Raw genomic sequence first — 13,803 nt, forward strand, 5'->3', positions numbered from 1 at the left:
GCGGGCATATCCGGCACGACCCCGAGAATCCCCTGGCGCGACCCTCAGACCAGCGGCTTCGCGAAGCAGAGCGCGACGTGGTTGTCCCCGACGTAGGGCGGGAACGTGTGGACGGCGCGGTAGCCGAGCGAGCGGTAGAGCGCGATCGCGCCCGGCTGGCGGATGCCCGTCTCGAGCAGGAGCCGGGCCGCCCCGCGCTCGCGCGCGACCGCCTCGAGCCCGTCGAGCAGCCTGCGGGCCGTCCCGGTCCTGCGCGCCCGTGCGCGCACGAAGACCTTCTTCACCTCGAGCGCGTCCGCGGGCGCCCCGGGCGCGGGGCGACGCAGCGACGCGCACCCGACGGCCTCACCGTCCCGGTACGCGACGAGGGTCGCCACGACGTCGGCGCCCAGGCGTGCGTCGACCACGTCGAACCCGCCGGCGGCGTCGAACGCCGCGAACAGCTCGGGGTAGAGGATCGCCGAGGACGTCTCGTGCATCTCGCGCCGCAGAGTCGCCGCGTCCGGGTCGTCCCACGGCACGGCGCGGACCTCCAGGACCCCACGAGCAGACGTGGTCACGGACTCGCGCGGGGTCGCGGTCGACCGCGCGTCGAGCGTCCCGGGCCCGCCGATCGCCGCCGACGTCTCGTCCACGGCGCCGGTGCCGACGCCCGTACCCCGCGCCGTCCTGAGGTCGAGCGCGAAGCAGCGCGAGAGCAGGTGCCCCGCGTAGTGGCCGTACGACTCGATCGGGACGTACCCGAGCGAGAGGTAGAGGTCGATCGACTCGGGCTGGAGCGTCCCGGTCTCCAGGACGACGCGCTCGAGACCGGCGTCGACAGCGTGCCGGTGCACGGCCCGCATCGCGGTGCGCGCGTGACCGTGGCCGCGGTGGTCGGGCTCGACCCAGAGGCGCTTCACCTCGCCGGTGCGCGCGGGGTGCGCGCCGCCGCGGCCGTCGGGAGTGCCCGACACGTCCCGCAGCGCGACGAACGCGACCGGCTCGCCGGCCGACCGGACCACGAGGTTCGCGACCGACGCCTCGGGCTCGAACGTGCCCGCGTCGGGCTCGCCGTAGCGCACGGCGAGCTCCGCCTGCTGACGGGCGCGCAGGAGCTCGGCCGCGGCGTCGTCCCCGGGGACGGCCTCGACGGTGACGTGCGCGCCCGGGCGTCCGACGCCGTCGGGCCGGACGCGCGGGGACGCGCCCGTCACGCCGACCTGGTCATGCGCGGACGAGCGCGCCCAGGACCGACGTGAAGAAGCCGAGCCCGTCGGTGCCCGCGCGGGGTCCCGCCTCGTTCGCCGGGCCGAAGCCCGCCTCGACGGCGTGCTCGGGGTGCGGCATCAGGCCGACGACGTTGCCCGCCGCGTTCGTGATGCCCGCGATCCCACGGCGCGACCCGTTCGGGTTCCAGCCGTCGTAGCGGAAGACGACGCGACCCTCCGCCTCGAGCTCGTCGAGCGTGCGGTCGTCCGCGACGAACTGGCCGTCCTGGTTCTTCAGCGGGACGGTGATGCGCTGGCCGACCGTGTAGTCGCGCGTCCAGGCCGTGTCCGCGTTCTCGACCACGAGCACCTGCTCGCGGCAGATGAAGTGCAGGTGGTCGTTCTTGACCATCGAGCCGGGCAGCAGGTGGGCCTCGGTGAGGACCTGGAAGCCGTTGCAGATGCCCAGGACGGGCATGCCGCCCGCCGCCGCGTCGACGATCGACTCCATGACGGGCGCGAAGCGGCTGATCGCGCCCGCGCGCAGGTAGTCGCCGTAGGAGAAGCCACCGGGCAGGACGACCGCGTCGACGCCGTGCAGGTCGGCGTCCGCGTGCCACAGCGACACGGCCTCGCCGCCCGCGAGGCGCACCGCGCGCGCCGCGTCGCGGTCGTCCAGCGTGCCGGGGAACGTGACGACGCCGATCCGCGCCGTCGCGAGCGTCGCGCCGGACATCAGGCGAGCCCCTCGGACGTGATCGTCGCGGCGGCGTCCGCCTCGATGTCCGCCACACGCACGACGTCCTCGATGACCGGGTTCGACAGGACCTTGACCGCGGCCTCCTGGGCGGCGGCGAGGACCTCCGGCGTGACCGGGCCGTCGACCTCGAGCTCGAACCGCTTGCCCTGGCGCACGGACGTGAACTGGGTGAAACCGAGGCGCGGCAGCGCCCCGACGACGGCCTTGCCCTGCGGGTCCAGGATCTCGGGCTTGGGCATGACCTCGACGACGACGCGTCCCACGGGGGCTCCTTGGCGAGAGAGTTCGGGAGAGCCGGGGCTCCGGGATCCCGCCCACGTCACGGTCGTCGAGGACGGCCGGTGGGACGGGGCGAGCGGGAGCCGACGGCGGGATTCCGCGGCCAGTCTACCGGGCGCGCACGACGCTTCCGGCGGGCGTCCGCACCCTGGCACGACGGCGCGGCTCAGGCTCCGGCCGCGCGCGGCGGGTCCGTCGGGGTGTCCACGGGGATGTTGCCGTCGAGCACGTGCTTTCGCCACGCGCGCGCGACGTGCGAACGGCGGAAGAGCAGCCCCCCGCCGAGGAACGTCCCGCACCACAGGAGGATCAGCCACAGTTCGGGCCTGCTGACGTCGTCCGAGAACAGGACCTGCGCCAGCACCGGCCAGCCGTAGAAGATCGCGAGAGCGGTCCCGAGCCCCGTCATGGTCACGCGCCAGGGGTAGAGCAGGCCGTGGATGTCGTCGGCCACCCATCACCAGTAGCGCGACGGGAGCCGGGCGTCGAACAGCCGGTACAGCAACCAGCGCCCGAGCGGCGGGTGCTCCCGCCGGCGCAGCGCCCAGCCCGCGCGCACCAGCCCCCACGCCTCGCGCGCGCCGATGCCGTGCGGCGCCCCGCCGTCGTCGGGCGCGGGCGCGAGGTCGAGCAGGACCGCGAGCGCCTCGTCGCCGTGGAGGCGGCGCCAGCGCGGCGGGTAGGCGCGGAGCCAGAACCGGGCGGACCGTTCGTACCGGTCGGCGCCGCCCGCGCTCACGCGCCGCTCCCCGCGAGACCGTCGGCGGCGCCCGCCGGGCCGTGGCGCTCCAGGGACCGCCGCGCACGCTCGGCGAGCTCGGCGAGGCGGAGAGTCTCCGCCCGGGCCGCTCGGCGCCCGTCGTCGGTAGCGCGGTAGTAGCGCCGGAGGCGGCCGTCGACGACCTCCTCGCCGGTCGGCTCGACGAGCCCGGCCCCGACGAGCCGGTCGAGGTTGCCGTAGAGCGTGCCGGCCCCGAGCCGGGTGCGGCCGTCGGACAGCTCGCGCACGGCCTGGATCACCGCGTACCCGTGCCGCGGCTCCGCGCTGAGGGAGAGCAGCACGAGGTACGCCTGCTCGGTCATGCGGAACGCGGGAGGACTCGGCGCCATGAACGATATGTATCGGATGACGACCTATAGAGCCAGCCCTCGACGCGTGTCGGAGGGTGCGGCTAGAGTCGAACACGTGTTCGAGACGCACGCTCGGGCACGGTGCGAGGGCGGGGTCCTGCCCCTTCCCCGCCCTCGCACGAACTGGTCCCACGACGCAGGGAGGTCCGCGTGGCAGCACCGCTCGCACCTGCTCCGACCGCCGAGCGCGGCAGGGCTCGTCCGACGCCGCAGACCGTCGCGCGCGTCCTCACGCGCGACGAGACCTGCGTGTTCCCCGGGTGCCGTGTCCCGGCGTTCCGCTGCGACCTCGACCACGTCGTGGCCCCGCGGCCGGGCGCGGACGACGACGCCGCGGCCGCCGCACAGGAGGCCGACAACCTCGTCGCGCTCTGCCGGCACCACCGCGTCGTCCGTGCCCGCGACGGCTGGCGGCCCGCCCTGCTCGCCGACGGCTCGGTCCGGTGGACCGCGCCGAGCGGGCACACCTACGTGCGCCCGGGCGCCGCCCGGACCGCCTGACGGCGAGACCGGTCGACCGACTGACAGCCTCAGCCGAGCGTCGAGCCCGTGAGGCGCTCGTACGCCTCGAGGTACCGGGCGCGGGTGCGCGTGACGACCTCGGCGGGGATCGACGGCGGCGGGGTGTCGGACGCGCGGTCCCACCCGGACGCGGGCGAGACGAGCCAGTCGCGGACGAACTGCTTGTCGTAGCTCGGCTGCGCGCGCCCCGGCTCCCACTGGTCCGCGGGCCAGAACCGCGACGAGTCGGGCGTGAGCACCTCGTCCCCGAGGACGGTCTGGCCCGTGGTCGGGTCCACGCCGAACTCGAGCTTGGTGTCCGCGAGGATCACGCCGCGCTCGCGCGCGACCTGCTCGGCACGCGCGTAGACGGCGAGGGTCAGGTCGCGGAGGCGCGTGGCGTCGTCGAGGCCGATCTGCGCGGCGACCGCGTCGAACGAGACGTTCTCGTCGTGCTCGCCGACGGCCGCCTTGGTCGCGGGCGTGAAGATCGGCTCGGGGAGCCGCGAGCCGTCGACCAGCCCGGCAGGTAGCGGCACGCCGCAGACCTCTCCCCCGGCGCGGTACTCGACGAGCCCGGAGCCGGTGAGGTAGCCGCGCGCCACGCACTCGACGGGGAACATGTCGAGGCGGCGGCAGATCATCGCGCGCCCGGCGACGACGTCGGGCACGAGTCCGTCGCCCGGCTCCGACGACACCTCGGTCGACACGACGTGGTTCGGCACGAGGTCGGCGAGCTGCTCGAACCACCACAGGCTGAGCTGGGTGAGCACGACGCCCTTGTCGGGGATGCCGGGCGACAGCACGTGGTCGTAGGCGCTGACCCGGTCGCTCGCGACGACGAGCACGACGTCGCCGAGCGGGTGCACGCCGCCGACGGCGGGCAGGTCCGGCGCGTAGAGGTCGCGCACCTTGCCGGAGTACACGTGCGTCCAGCCGGGCAGGTCGAGCGCCGCGGTGTCGAGCGCGTCCACCTCGCCGAGCGAGAGGGCCGAGGCAGGGTCCTGAGGGGTGTCGGTCACGGCCCCTAGTCTCGCACCGGCCGTAGCGGGCGCGGCACCGTGTCCGACGACCGGTCGGTCAGCCTGTCAGCCTGCCTCGCCGGACCGGCGGTCCGACCTGGCGGCTCGAACAGGCGTCCCGTCCCGGCGGCCCCTCGGACGGCGCCGAGACGCCTCGCCCGACGGCACGGGACCGCGACCACCGCCGAGCCCGGCGCGACGAACGCCGCCGAAGCCGCTACTGTGCCGTCAGGACGGTCGTGGGAGCGCTCCCTCACCGTCGGGGGCCTGCATCGGAGCGACCCCCTCGGGGGCGCCTGCACCGCTGTCCCGGCCCGGCCGACGACGGCGGGGTCGACATCCGCACCGAGGAGGCAACGATGCACCACGGCACGATGCACCATCGCCTGACAGCGCTAGCAAGCGGGATCGGGGTGGTCGTCGCGAGCGTCGGGCTCGCGACGGCCGCGAGCGCGAGCGCACCCGCCGGCACCCCGACGTCCGCCGGGAGCGCGGTCCCCGCGCTGCTCGCCGGGCCCGTCCCGAGTCCTGACGACCTGTCCCCCGGCCAGCTCCACGCGCTCGAGCGCGACCTGGGCCTCGACGCGGCCGGCGTCGCGGACCGCCTCGCGCTCGACGCCGCGACCGGCGCCGTCGAGCAGGCACTGAGCGGCGGCCTGGGCGCGGCGTACGCCGGCACGTGGGTCGACGCCGACGCCGCGACGCCCGTCGTCGCCGTCACCGACCCGGCCGCGGTCCCCGAGGTCGAGGCGGCGGGCGCCGAGGCCGTCGTCGTGGAGCGCGGCCTCGCCGAGCTCGACGCCGTCGCCACCGGGCTGGACCAGGTGTCGACGCCCGACGCCGTCCAGGCCTGGTACGTCGACGTGACGACGAACGAGGTCGTCGTCGAGTCGCTCGACCCGGCCGCTGCGGAGGCGTTCGTCGCGGCCTCGGGGGTCGACCCGGCCGCCGTCCGCACCGAGGTCGTCGACGCGCCGTACGAGCTCACGGCCGACGTGCGCGGCGGCGACCGGTACATCACCCGCGACCCGGGCGCGTCGTCGGGGTCGGCGTGCTCGATCGGCTTCGCCGTCCAGGGCGGCTTCGTCACGGCCGGGCACTGCGGCGCCGCGGGCAAGGAGGTGCTCACGGCGGGCTGGGCGCGCATGGGCACCGTCCAGGCGGCATCGTTCCCCGGCCACGACTACGCCTGGGTGCGCGTCGACGCCGGGTTCTCCCCCGTCCCGCGGGTCAACAACTACGCGGGCGGCACGGTCGACGTCGCCGGGTCCGCCGAGGCGCCGGTGGGCGCGTCCATCTGCCGCTCCGGCGCGACGACGGGCTGGCGCTGCGGCGTCATCGAGCAGAAGAACATCACCGTGAACTACGGCAACGGCGACATCCCCGGCCTCGTGCGCGGCAGCGCGTGCGCCGAGGGCGGCGACTCGGGCGGCTCCGTGATCTCGGGGAACCAGGCGCAGGGCGTGACCTCGGGCCGCATCAACGACTGCTCCAACGGCGGCAAGTTCATCTACCAGCCCGTCAACCCGATCCTCTCGGCGTACGGGCTGTCGCTCGTCACGACCGGCGGCGGGTCGGGCAGCGCGCTCGTCGGGCTCGCGGGCAAGTGCATCGACGTGCCGGGCTCCGACTTCAGCGACGGCAAGCGGCTGCAGCTCTGGACGTGCAACGGCACGAACGCCCAGCGGTGGACGTTCGAGTCCGACGGCACGGTCCGCGCGGGCGGCAAGTGCATGGACGTGGCCTGGGCCGCCACGGCCGACGGGACCGCCGTCCAGCTCGCGAACTGCAGCGGCCACCCCGCCCAGCAGTTCGTGCTGAGCGGCGCGGGCGACCTCGTGTCCGTCCTCGCGAACAAGTGCGTCGACGTGCCGAGCAGCAACAGCACCGACGGGACGAAGCTCCAGATCTGGACGTGCAACGGCACCGCGGCCCAGAAGTGGCACCGAGCCTGACAGGACCCCCAGGGCGCCGAACACGACATGGCGGTCGTTATCAGCGTGAAAGCGACCGTCATGTCGTGTTCGACGGCGGGAGAGGTCGTGCTCGACGGGCGCCCGGGCGCGTCGGGGTCGGGCGGGCTGCCCGACGGCGGGGCGTCAGCCCGCGAGCGTGACCTCGCCCGCGGCGGCCCGCGCCGCGATGTCGGTGCGGTGGTGCGAGCCCGGGAGCACGATGCGGTCGACCGCCGCATACGCCCGACGGCGCGCCTCGGCGAGGTCGGCACCGCGCGCCACGACCGACAGCACCCGGCCGCCCGAGGCGACCAGGCCGCCGTCGTCCCCCCGCGACGTGCCTGCATGCAGCACGTGCACGCCCTCGACGTCCTCCGCCGCGTCGATGCCCGTGATGACGTCGCCGCCGCGCACCGCGCCCGGGTAGCCGTGCGCCGCGACGACCACGGTGACCGACGCGTCGTCGTGCCAGCGCAGCGCGCCGACCTCGGCGAGGCGGCCCTGCGCCGCCGCGAGCATCACGGCGGACAGCGGCGTGGCGAGGCGCGTGAGCACCGACTGCGTCTCCGGGTCGCCGAACCGCGCGTTGAACTCGACGACGCGCGTCCCGCGGCTCGTCAGCGCGAGCCCCACGTACAGGACGCCGACGAACGGCGTGCCGCGCCGCGCCATCTCGTCGATCGTCGGCTGCGCGACGCGCGTGACGACCTCGTCGACCAGCCCCTCCGGCGCCCACGGCAGCGGGCTGTAGGCGCCCATGCCGCCCGTGTTGGGGCCGGCGTCGGCGTCGAACGCGCGCTTGAAGTCCTGGGCGGGGGCGAGCGGGACGACGGTCGCGCCGTCGCTCACGCAGAAGAGCGAGACCTCCGGGCCGTCCAGGTACTCCTCGACGACGACGCGCGGGTCCTCGGGCATGCCGTCCGCGGCCCGGCGCGGGGTCGCGAAGCACGCGGCGGCGTGCTCGAGCGCGGCCTGCCGGTCCTCCGTGACGACGACGCCCTTGCCCGCGGCGAGGCCGTCGTCCTTGATGACGTACGGGGCGCCGAACGCGTCGACCGCGGCCGCGACCTGGTCGACGTCGGTGCACACGTGCGCGAGGGCCGTCGGGACGGACGCCGCCGCCATGACGTCCTTGGCGAACGCCTTGGAGCCCTCGAGGCGTGCGGCCTCGGCGCTCGGCCCGAACACCGGGATCCCCGCCGCGCGCACCGCGTCCCCGACGCCCGCGACGAGCGGCGCCTCCGGGCCGACGACGACCAGGTCGACGCCCAGGTGCGTGGCGAGCGCGGCCACCGCGGCGCCGTCGTTCTGGTCGACGGCGTGCAGCGTCGCGAGGCCCCCGATGCCGGGGTTCCCGGGAGCGGCGTGCAGCTCGTGGGGCTCGGAGCCCGGGCGGTCGGCCTCGTGCGCGAGGGCGTGGACGATGGCGTGCTCGCGGGCACCGGTCCCGACGACGAGGATCTTCACGGGCGCCGAGTCTACCGAGACGGCCCGGACGCCCCGCGGGGCGTCCGGGCCGTGGTCGGCGCGCGTCGTCAGTTCAGGGACGGCGGCTCAGTGGATGAGGTCGTGCCGCGGGATGATCGCATCGCGGCTCGGGCCGACGCCGATCGCGGAGATGCGCGTGCCCGACATCTCCTCGAGCGCGAGCACGTAGCGCTGCGCGTTCGTCGGCAGGTCCTCGAACGTGCGGGCGCCGGAGATGTCCTCCTGCCAGCCGTCGAGCTCCTCGTAGATCGGCTTCGCGTGGTGGAACGCGGTCTGGTCGAGCGGCATCTCGTCGTAGCGGACGCCGTCCACGTCGTACGCGACGCACACCGGCACCTTCTCGAAGCCGGTGAGGATGTCGAGCTTGGTGAGCACCATGTCCGTGATGCCGTTGACGCGGGTCGCGTAGCGCGCGATGACCGAGTCGTACCAGCCGCAGCGGCGCGCGCGGCCGGTCGTCACGCCGTACTCGCCGCCCTGCTTGAGCAGGTACTCGCCGTTCGCGTCGAACAGCTCGGTGGGGAACGGGCCCTCGCCCACGCGCGTCGTGTACGCCTTGATGACGCCGATGACGGAGCTGATGCGCGTCGGCCCGACGCCCGAGCCGGTGAGCGCGCCGCCCGCCGTCGCGTTGGACGACGTGACGAACGGGTAGGTGCCGTGGTCGACGTCGAGCATCGTGGCCTGCCCGCCCTCGAAGAGGACGTTCTTGCCCGCGTCGAGCGCCTTGTTCAGCTCGAGCGCCGTGTCCGCGACCATCGGCTTGAGCCGCTCGGCGTACTGCAGCAGCTCGGCCACGGTCTCGTCGACCGTGATGGCACGGCGGTTGTAGACCTTCACCAGCAGGTGGTTCTTCTGGTCGAGCGAGCCCTCGATCTTCTCCGCGAGGATCTTCTCGTCGAAGAGGTCCCAGATGCGGATGCCGACGCGGTTGATCTTGTCCGCGTAGGCCGGGCCGATCCCGCGGCCGGTCGTGCCGATGCGGCGCTTGCCGAGGAACCGCTCGCTCACCTTGTCGATCGTGCGGTGGTAGCCCGCGATGACGTGCGCCGAGCCCGAGACGAGCAGGCGGGAGACGTCCACGCCGCGCGAGATCAGGTCGTCGAGCTCCTGGAACAGGACCTCGATGTCCACGACGACGCCGTTCGCGATGACCGGCGTGACGCCCGGGGACAGGATGCCCGACGGCAGCAGGTGGAGCGCGTACTTCTCGTCCCCGATGACGACCGTGTGGCCGGCGTTGTTGCCGCCGTTGAACTTGACCACGTAGTCGACCCGGGAGCCGAGCAGGTCGGTCGCCTTGCCCTTGCCCTCATCGCCCCACTGGGCACCGACGAGCACCACGCCTGGCATGGAATCCCCACTTTCGCACTGCCTGTTCCTCGGGCCGGTCATGGTCGTGGGCGCACCGGCGTCCGGAGCGGAGCGGGCAGGTCGTGCCCGACGGCGCTGGGCCCGCGGGCCCGAGGCGTCACCCGGGCGGCAGTCACCCGGGGACCGGCGCCGAGTTTACCGGCCATTGACCTTTCGGGCGTCCGTCGTCCACGGCGCGTCCGCCGAGCCCGTGATCGCTCCTCATCGTGCGGCCGGCGTGGGGAGCGACCCCGCGTTCGGCACGTTCCGGTGCCGGGCGCATCCCGGGCGGGCAGAATGGCTCCATGAGCGACACGCACGCGAACCTCCTCGACGGCCCTGCGCCGGTCCGTCTTCCCGACGACTACGCGCACGTCCGCGACGCCATCGCCGCCGACGGCGACCCGTACGAGATCGCGGCCCGCACCCCCGCCAGCTCGCTCGCGTGGGCGTACCTCGCGGAGGACTTCCTCCACGAGAACGGCTCCCGCGGCGCCGTGACGGCCTACGCGTTCGCGCGCACCGGCTACCACCGGGGCCTCGACTCGCTGCGCCGGGCGGGCTGGCGCGGGCAGGGCCCGATCCCGGCCGACCACGTCCCGAACCAGGGCTTCCTGCGCGCGCTGCTCGCGCTCGCGGAGTGCGCGGCGTACATCGGCGAGGTCGAGGAGGCCGAGCGCTGCGAGCAGTTCCTGCGCGACTCCGGCACGTCGGCCGACGAGGTCCGCGGGCTGCGCTGACGGCTCCGGGTCGCGCGACCGTCGTCCAGGGGCGGTGGACGCGCGACCCACCCGGGCGACGATTAGAGTCGACGACATGATCGAGATCGCCACGTCACCCGCGACGACGACCCTCGTCATCGCCGGGGACCTCGATCTCGCCGAGCGTGACCAGTTCCCGGAGATCGCGGCGCGCGTCGTCGGGCTGCGCCGTCAGCTCCTCGTGATCGACATGTGCCGCGTGACGTTCATGGACTCCACCGGCGCCGCGTTCCTCATCTCGCTCGCGGACTCGGGGCGCAAGCGCGGGGGCGCCACGGTGCTGCGCGGCTGCGACGACCGCGACCTGTTCGTGCTGGAGGTGTGCGGGGCGCTCGAGCTGTTCCGCATCGACTCCGACCACCGCTGCGAGCCCGCGACGCCGCCGTCCGGCTTCGCGAAGGTCGAGCCCCCGGCCTGACGGCCGGGCCCGCGGGGGCGACCGCCTATCGACCCGACGGCCGCAGCGTGGCCCAGACGAGCTTGCCGGACGCCGTCGGGCGCCAGCCCCAGTCCGCGAGCCGCTCGACGATCTGCATGCCGAACCCGCCCATACGGTTCGGGTGCCCGTCCGTCGGGACGGGCGGCGCCGGGTTGGAGTCCTCGACCTCGACGCGGATGCCGTCGCCCGTGTCGAAGAGGCGCAGCGCCAGGTGCCCCCAGCCGTGCAGCACGCCGTTCGCCACGAGCTCGGAGACCACCAGCTCCGCGTTCGCGCTGTCCCGCACGCCCCACGCCTGGCACGTGCGCACGACGGCGTGCCGCGCGCGCCCGATCGACGCGGGCTCGCTCGGCAGGAGCCAGCGGCGGCTGCGCGGGCTGAGCACGACGGCCGACGCGTCGTGCACCGGGTCGGGGATGCGCACGACGACGAGCGCGACGTCGTCCTCGGGGGCGTCCGCGAGGCGGGACAGGAGCTCCTCACCCACGCCCGCGGCGTCGACGGCCGTCACGGCCTCGGACGCGGCGACGAGCGCCTCGAGCCCCACCCGCAGGGCGCGGTCGCGGCGCTCGATGAGGCCGTCGGTGTAGAAGACGAGCGTGTCGCCCGGGGCGAGCGCCGCGACGCCCGTCGACCGGCTGCGGCCGCCGAACCCGACGAGCGCGCCCCCGGCGTCGTCGAGCTGCGTCACCGTGCCGTCCCGCAGCAGGAGCGGGGGCAGGTGCCCGGCTCGCGAGTACTCGATGCGCCACGCGTCGTCGGGCTGCTCGGCGTCGGGCTGGGTGAGCGCCGCGTAGACGAGGCTCGCGGAGCGCGGGATGCGCATGCCCTGCACGAGCTGGTCGACGCGCTCGAGCACCGGTCCCGGCGTCGTGAGCTCGTACGCGTACGAGCGCACGACCGAGCGGAGCTGGCCCATCGCCGCCGCCGCCTCGACGTCGTGGCCCACGACGTCGCCGATGACGAGCCCGACGACGTCCGGCGCGATCTGCAGGACGTCGTACCAGTCGCCGCCGACCTGTGCGTGCTCCGAGTTGGGCGCGTAGTAGGTCCAGACGTCGAGCCCGGTCACGTCGGCCTGCTCGGGCAGCATCGCGCGCTGCAGCGTCTCGGCGAGGCGGTGCTCGCGCGCGTAGAGCCGCACGTTGTCGATCGCGGTGCCGGCGCGGCGCGCGATGACCTGGAGGAGCGTGCGCACGCCCTCGCGCGCCTCCGCCTCGGTGCCGAGCCCGTGCTGCGCCGCGTCGGGCGCGTCGCCCGTGACGAGCAGGCCGAGGATGCGCCGGCGGCCCGGGACCGCGGTCACCGTCACGGAGCCCGGCCGGTGCGGCAGGCCCGAGTGCCGGTGGTGCAGGTCACGCTGGAGCCAGCCGGACGCCGACCACTGCGGGTACGTGGCGGACAGGTCGAGCGTCACGGGGCCCTCGATGCGCCCGTCCAGGACGTCCTGGACGCGGTCGGGCACGTCCACGAGGCGCACGCGCGGGACGGAGCCGGTGACGGCCGCGGAGTCGCCGAGCGCGTCGGTCGTGTGCAGGCCGGGCGCGACGGGGAACGCCCCTGGCGTGTAGCGGCCGTGCCGCTGCCCGCGCCCGCTCGGGGGCGCGGCCGTGTCGACGCCCTCGGCGTACCGGAGCCCGTCGTCGTTGAGGTAGAAGCCGGCCCAGTCGACGACGTACCCCGCGAGGAGCTGGGTGATGTCGCGCAGCGCGTACGGCTGGTCGAGGTCGGCGAGGAGGTCCGAGCTGCGGGAGACGACGTCGAGCACGGCACGCTCGCGCCGCTCCAGCGCGAGGGACGCGACCTGGGCCGCGTACCGCTCCAGGTGCTCGGAGACGTCGACCTGCACCCCGACCCAGTGGGTGACGGTACCGTCCGGGCCGGCGAGCGGGGCGAGCGAGAGCTGGGTCCACACGGGGGAACCGTCGCGGCGCAGCGCGCGGACGGTGTGCGTGATCTCGCGCTCCTCCGCGATCGCCGTGCGCAGCTCCTGCGCGTCCACCGGCTCCGAGAGGAGGGACTCGAGGACGTGCGGGCTGCGGCCCAGGACCTCGGCGGCGGCGAACCCGGTCTGGCGCTCGAACGCGGCGTTCACCCACACGATCGGCATCTCGTCCGAGCGGGGACCGGTGACGAACATCGCGACACCGGCGCCCTCCATCGCCCGCGTGCACAGCTCCTGGACGTGCGCGGGCACGTCGGTGCCGAGCCCCGGCGAGCTGCCCATCGTCACCTCCGACGGTCCGTGCGTCGATCGTCTGGAAACCGACGCCACGGTCGCGTTACTGTCCCGACTGGACATTCAACCGTAGATTGGTGCTTCCCGAGACCGGAACGGGTCGGGACCACGCAGAGAGGAGCGCCGGTGCGCGAAGGTACACCCTCGGCCGCCGACCGTCCGGTCGGCGTCGCCGGCGACCCCGCCGGGGCGGGCGACCCGGCGAGCGTGCACGTCATCGTGGGGACGACGCGGGCACGCATCGTCCTCTCGGGCGAGATCGACGCCGACCTCGGCGCCGACCTCCAGGAGGCGACCGCCGCGGCGGAGGACTCCGGGCTCCCCGTCGAGATCGACGCGCACCACGTCACCTTCATGGACTCGTCCGGTGTGGCGTTCCTCGCACGCCTCGCGTCGCGCGGCCCGCACCGGGTCCGCGTCCTGCGCGCCCCGCCGACGGTCCGGTTCCTCCTCGAGGTGACCCGCATCGGCGAGCTGCTCGACATCGTCGACGTGGACCCCGGCTTCGACCTCGACGAGACCCCGGGCGACGGCGCGGGCACCACGGACTGAGGCCGGCCCCACCCCCGCACCGTCACCCTGCTGCACGGTCACCCTGCTGCACGGTCACCCCGCCGCACGGTCGTCCTGTCCGACGGGTCACGACCCGTCGGCACCGGTCGCGACCACCGGCACGACCCACGAC

15 protein-coding genes are annotated in these 13,803 nt (G+C 74.7%); 5 read left to right on the forward strand and 10 right to left on the reverse strand.

All coding sequences use genetic code 11. From position 1 onward, the window contains the following. Window positions 1-44 precede the first annotated feature (44 nt). From ACFC2L_RS02410 to ACFC2L_RS02435, 6 genes are all read right to left on the reverse strand, one after another. On the reverse strand, window positions 45-1,196 hold the full coding sequence (locus ACFC2L_RS02410) for a GNAT family N-acetyltransferase (RefSeq protein ID WP_375822626.1): 1,152 nt from the start codon (window positions 1,194-1,196) through the stop codon (window positions 45-47). Window positions 1,197-1,206: 10 nt separating this feature from the next. Then, window positions 1,207-1,926 carry a phosphoribosylformylglycinamidine synthase subunit PurQ gene (gene purQ / locus ACFC2L_RS02415; RefSeq protein ID WP_375822627.1) on the reverse strand — a complete coding sequence of 240 codons (720 nt, stop codon included), beginning with the start codon at window positions 1,924-1,926 and terminating at the stop codon, window positions 1,207-1,209. Next, complete coding sequence (gene purS / locus ACFC2L_RS02420; RefSeq protein WP_375822628.1) at window positions 1,926-2,213, reverse strand: phosphoribosylformylglycinamidine synthase subunit PurS; 288 nt, start codon at window positions 2,211-2,213, stop codon at window positions 1,926-1,928. Before purS ends, purQ begins: the two co-directional genes overlap by 1 nt. A 182-nt stretch (window positions 2,214-2,395) precedes the next feature. Then, window positions 2,396-2,683, reverse strand: coding sequence for a hypothetical protein (locus ACFC2L_RS02425; protein WP_375822629.1), 288 nt, complete (start codon window positions 2,681-2,683; stop codon window positions 2,396-2,398). Window positions 2,684-2,686: 3 nt separating this feature from the next. Next, complete coding sequence (locus ACFC2L_RS02430) at window positions 2,687-2,968, reverse strand: hypothetical protein (protein WP_375822630.1); 282 nt, start codon at window positions 2,966-2,968, stop codon at window positions 2,687-2,689. Then, window positions 2,965-3,339 (reverse strand): PadR family transcriptional regulator, encoded by a 375-nt coding sequence (locus ACFC2L_RS02435; protein ID WP_375822631.1) that lies wholly within the window; start codon window positions 3,337-3,339, stop codon window positions 2,965-2,967. The genes ACFC2L_RS02430 and ACFC2L_RS02435 overlap by 4 nt, the downstream gene beginning before the upstream one ends. 171 nt (window positions 3,340-3,510) lie before the next feature. Here ACFC2L_RS02435 and ACFC2L_RS02440 point away from each other — a divergent pair, with 171 nt between their 5' ends. Next, complete coding sequence (locus tag ACFC2L_RS02440; protein ID WP_375822632.1) at window positions 3,511-3,861, forward strand: hypothetical protein; 351 nt, start codon at window positions 3,511-3,513, stop codon at window positions 3,859-3,861. Between the two features lie 29 nt (window positions 3,862-3,890). Here the strand turns inward: ACFC2L_RS02440 and ACFC2L_RS02445 are convergent, their stop codons facing one another. Beyond that, entirely contained in the window at window positions 3,891-4,835 is a 945-nt protein-coding gene (locus ACFC2L_RS02445; RefSeq protein WP_375822769.1) for a phosphoribosylaminoimidazolesuccinocarboxamide synthase, read from the reverse strand. Between the two features lie 407 nt (window positions 4,836-5,242). On the opposite strand from ACFC2L_RS02445, the gene ACFC2L_RS02450 reads away from it, so the two are divergent. Continuing rightward, window positions 5,243-6,838 (forward strand): ricin-type beta-trefoil lectin domain protein, encoded by a 1,596-nt coding sequence (locus ACFC2L_RS02450; protein WP_375822633.1) that lies wholly within the window; start codon window positions 5,243-5,245, stop codon window positions 6,836-6,838. A gap of 144 nt (window positions 6,839-6,982) precedes the next feature. Here the strand turns inward: ACFC2L_RS02450 and purD are convergent, their stop codons facing one another. Together purD and ACFC2L_RS02460 are read right to left on the reverse strand one after the other, a co-directional pair. Continuing rightward, window positions 6,983-8,305: a phosphoribosylamine--glycine ligase gene (purD, locus tag ACFC2L_RS02455; RefSeq protein ID WP_375822635.1), complete on the reverse strand. Its 1,323-nt coding sequence runs from the start codon at window positions 8,303-8,305 to the stop codon at window positions 6,983-6,985. 87 nt (window positions 8,306-8,392) lie between these two features. Next, window positions 8,393-9,679, reverse strand: coding sequence for an adenylosuccinate synthase (locus tag ACFC2L_RS02460; protein ID WP_375822637.1), 1,287 nt, complete (start codon window positions 9,677-9,679; stop codon window positions 8,393-8,395). A 305-nt stretch (window positions 9,680-9,984) separates the two neighbouring features. Here ACFC2L_RS02460 and ACFC2L_RS02465 point away from each other — a divergent pair, with 305 nt between their 5' ends. Both ACFC2L_RS02465 and ACFC2L_RS02470 read left to right on the forward strand, forming a co-directional pair. Beyond that, window positions 9,985-10,419 carry a DUF3151 domain-containing protein gene (locus ACFC2L_RS02465; RefSeq protein ID WP_375822638.1) on the forward strand — a complete coding sequence of 145 codons (435 nt, stop codon included), beginning with the start codon at window positions 9,985-9,987 and terminating at the stop codon, window positions 10,417-10,419. A 76-nt stretch (window positions 10,420-10,495) separates the two neighbouring features. Then, the gene (locus ACFC2L_RS02470; RefSeq protein ID WP_047233594.1) at window positions 10,496-10,858 is read left to right on the forward strand and encodes an STAS domain-containing protein; all 363 of its coding nucleotides are present in this window, start codon (window positions 10,496-10,498) and stop codon (window positions 10,856-10,858) included. A 25-nt stretch (window positions 10,859-10,883) separates the two neighbouring features. On the opposite strand, the gene ACFC2L_RS02475 is transcribed toward ACFC2L_RS02470, so the two are convergent. Next, on the reverse strand, window positions 10,884-13,106 hold the full coding sequence (locus ACFC2L_RS02475) for a SpoIIE family protein phosphatase (RefSeq protein WP_375822640.1): 2,223 nt from the start codon (window positions 13,104-13,106) through the stop codon (window positions 10,884-10,886). A gap of 138 nt (window positions 13,107-13,244) precedes the next feature. On the opposite strand from ACFC2L_RS02475, the gene ACFC2L_RS02480 reads away from it, so the two are divergent. Beyond that, the gene (locus tag ACFC2L_RS02480) at window positions 13,245-13,670 is read left to right on the forward strand and encodes an STAS domain-containing protein (protein WP_375822641.1); all 426 of its coding nucleotides are present in this window, start codon (window positions 13,245-13,247) and stop codon (window positions 13,668-13,670) included. Window positions 13,671-13,803 lie beyond the last annotated feature (133 nt).

The sequence above is a fragment of the Cellulosimicrobium sp. NPDC055967 genome (assembly GCF_042269845.1).
Classification (GTDB): Bacteria; Actinomycetota; Actinomycetes; order Actinomycetales; family Cellulomonadaceae; genus Cellulosimicrobium.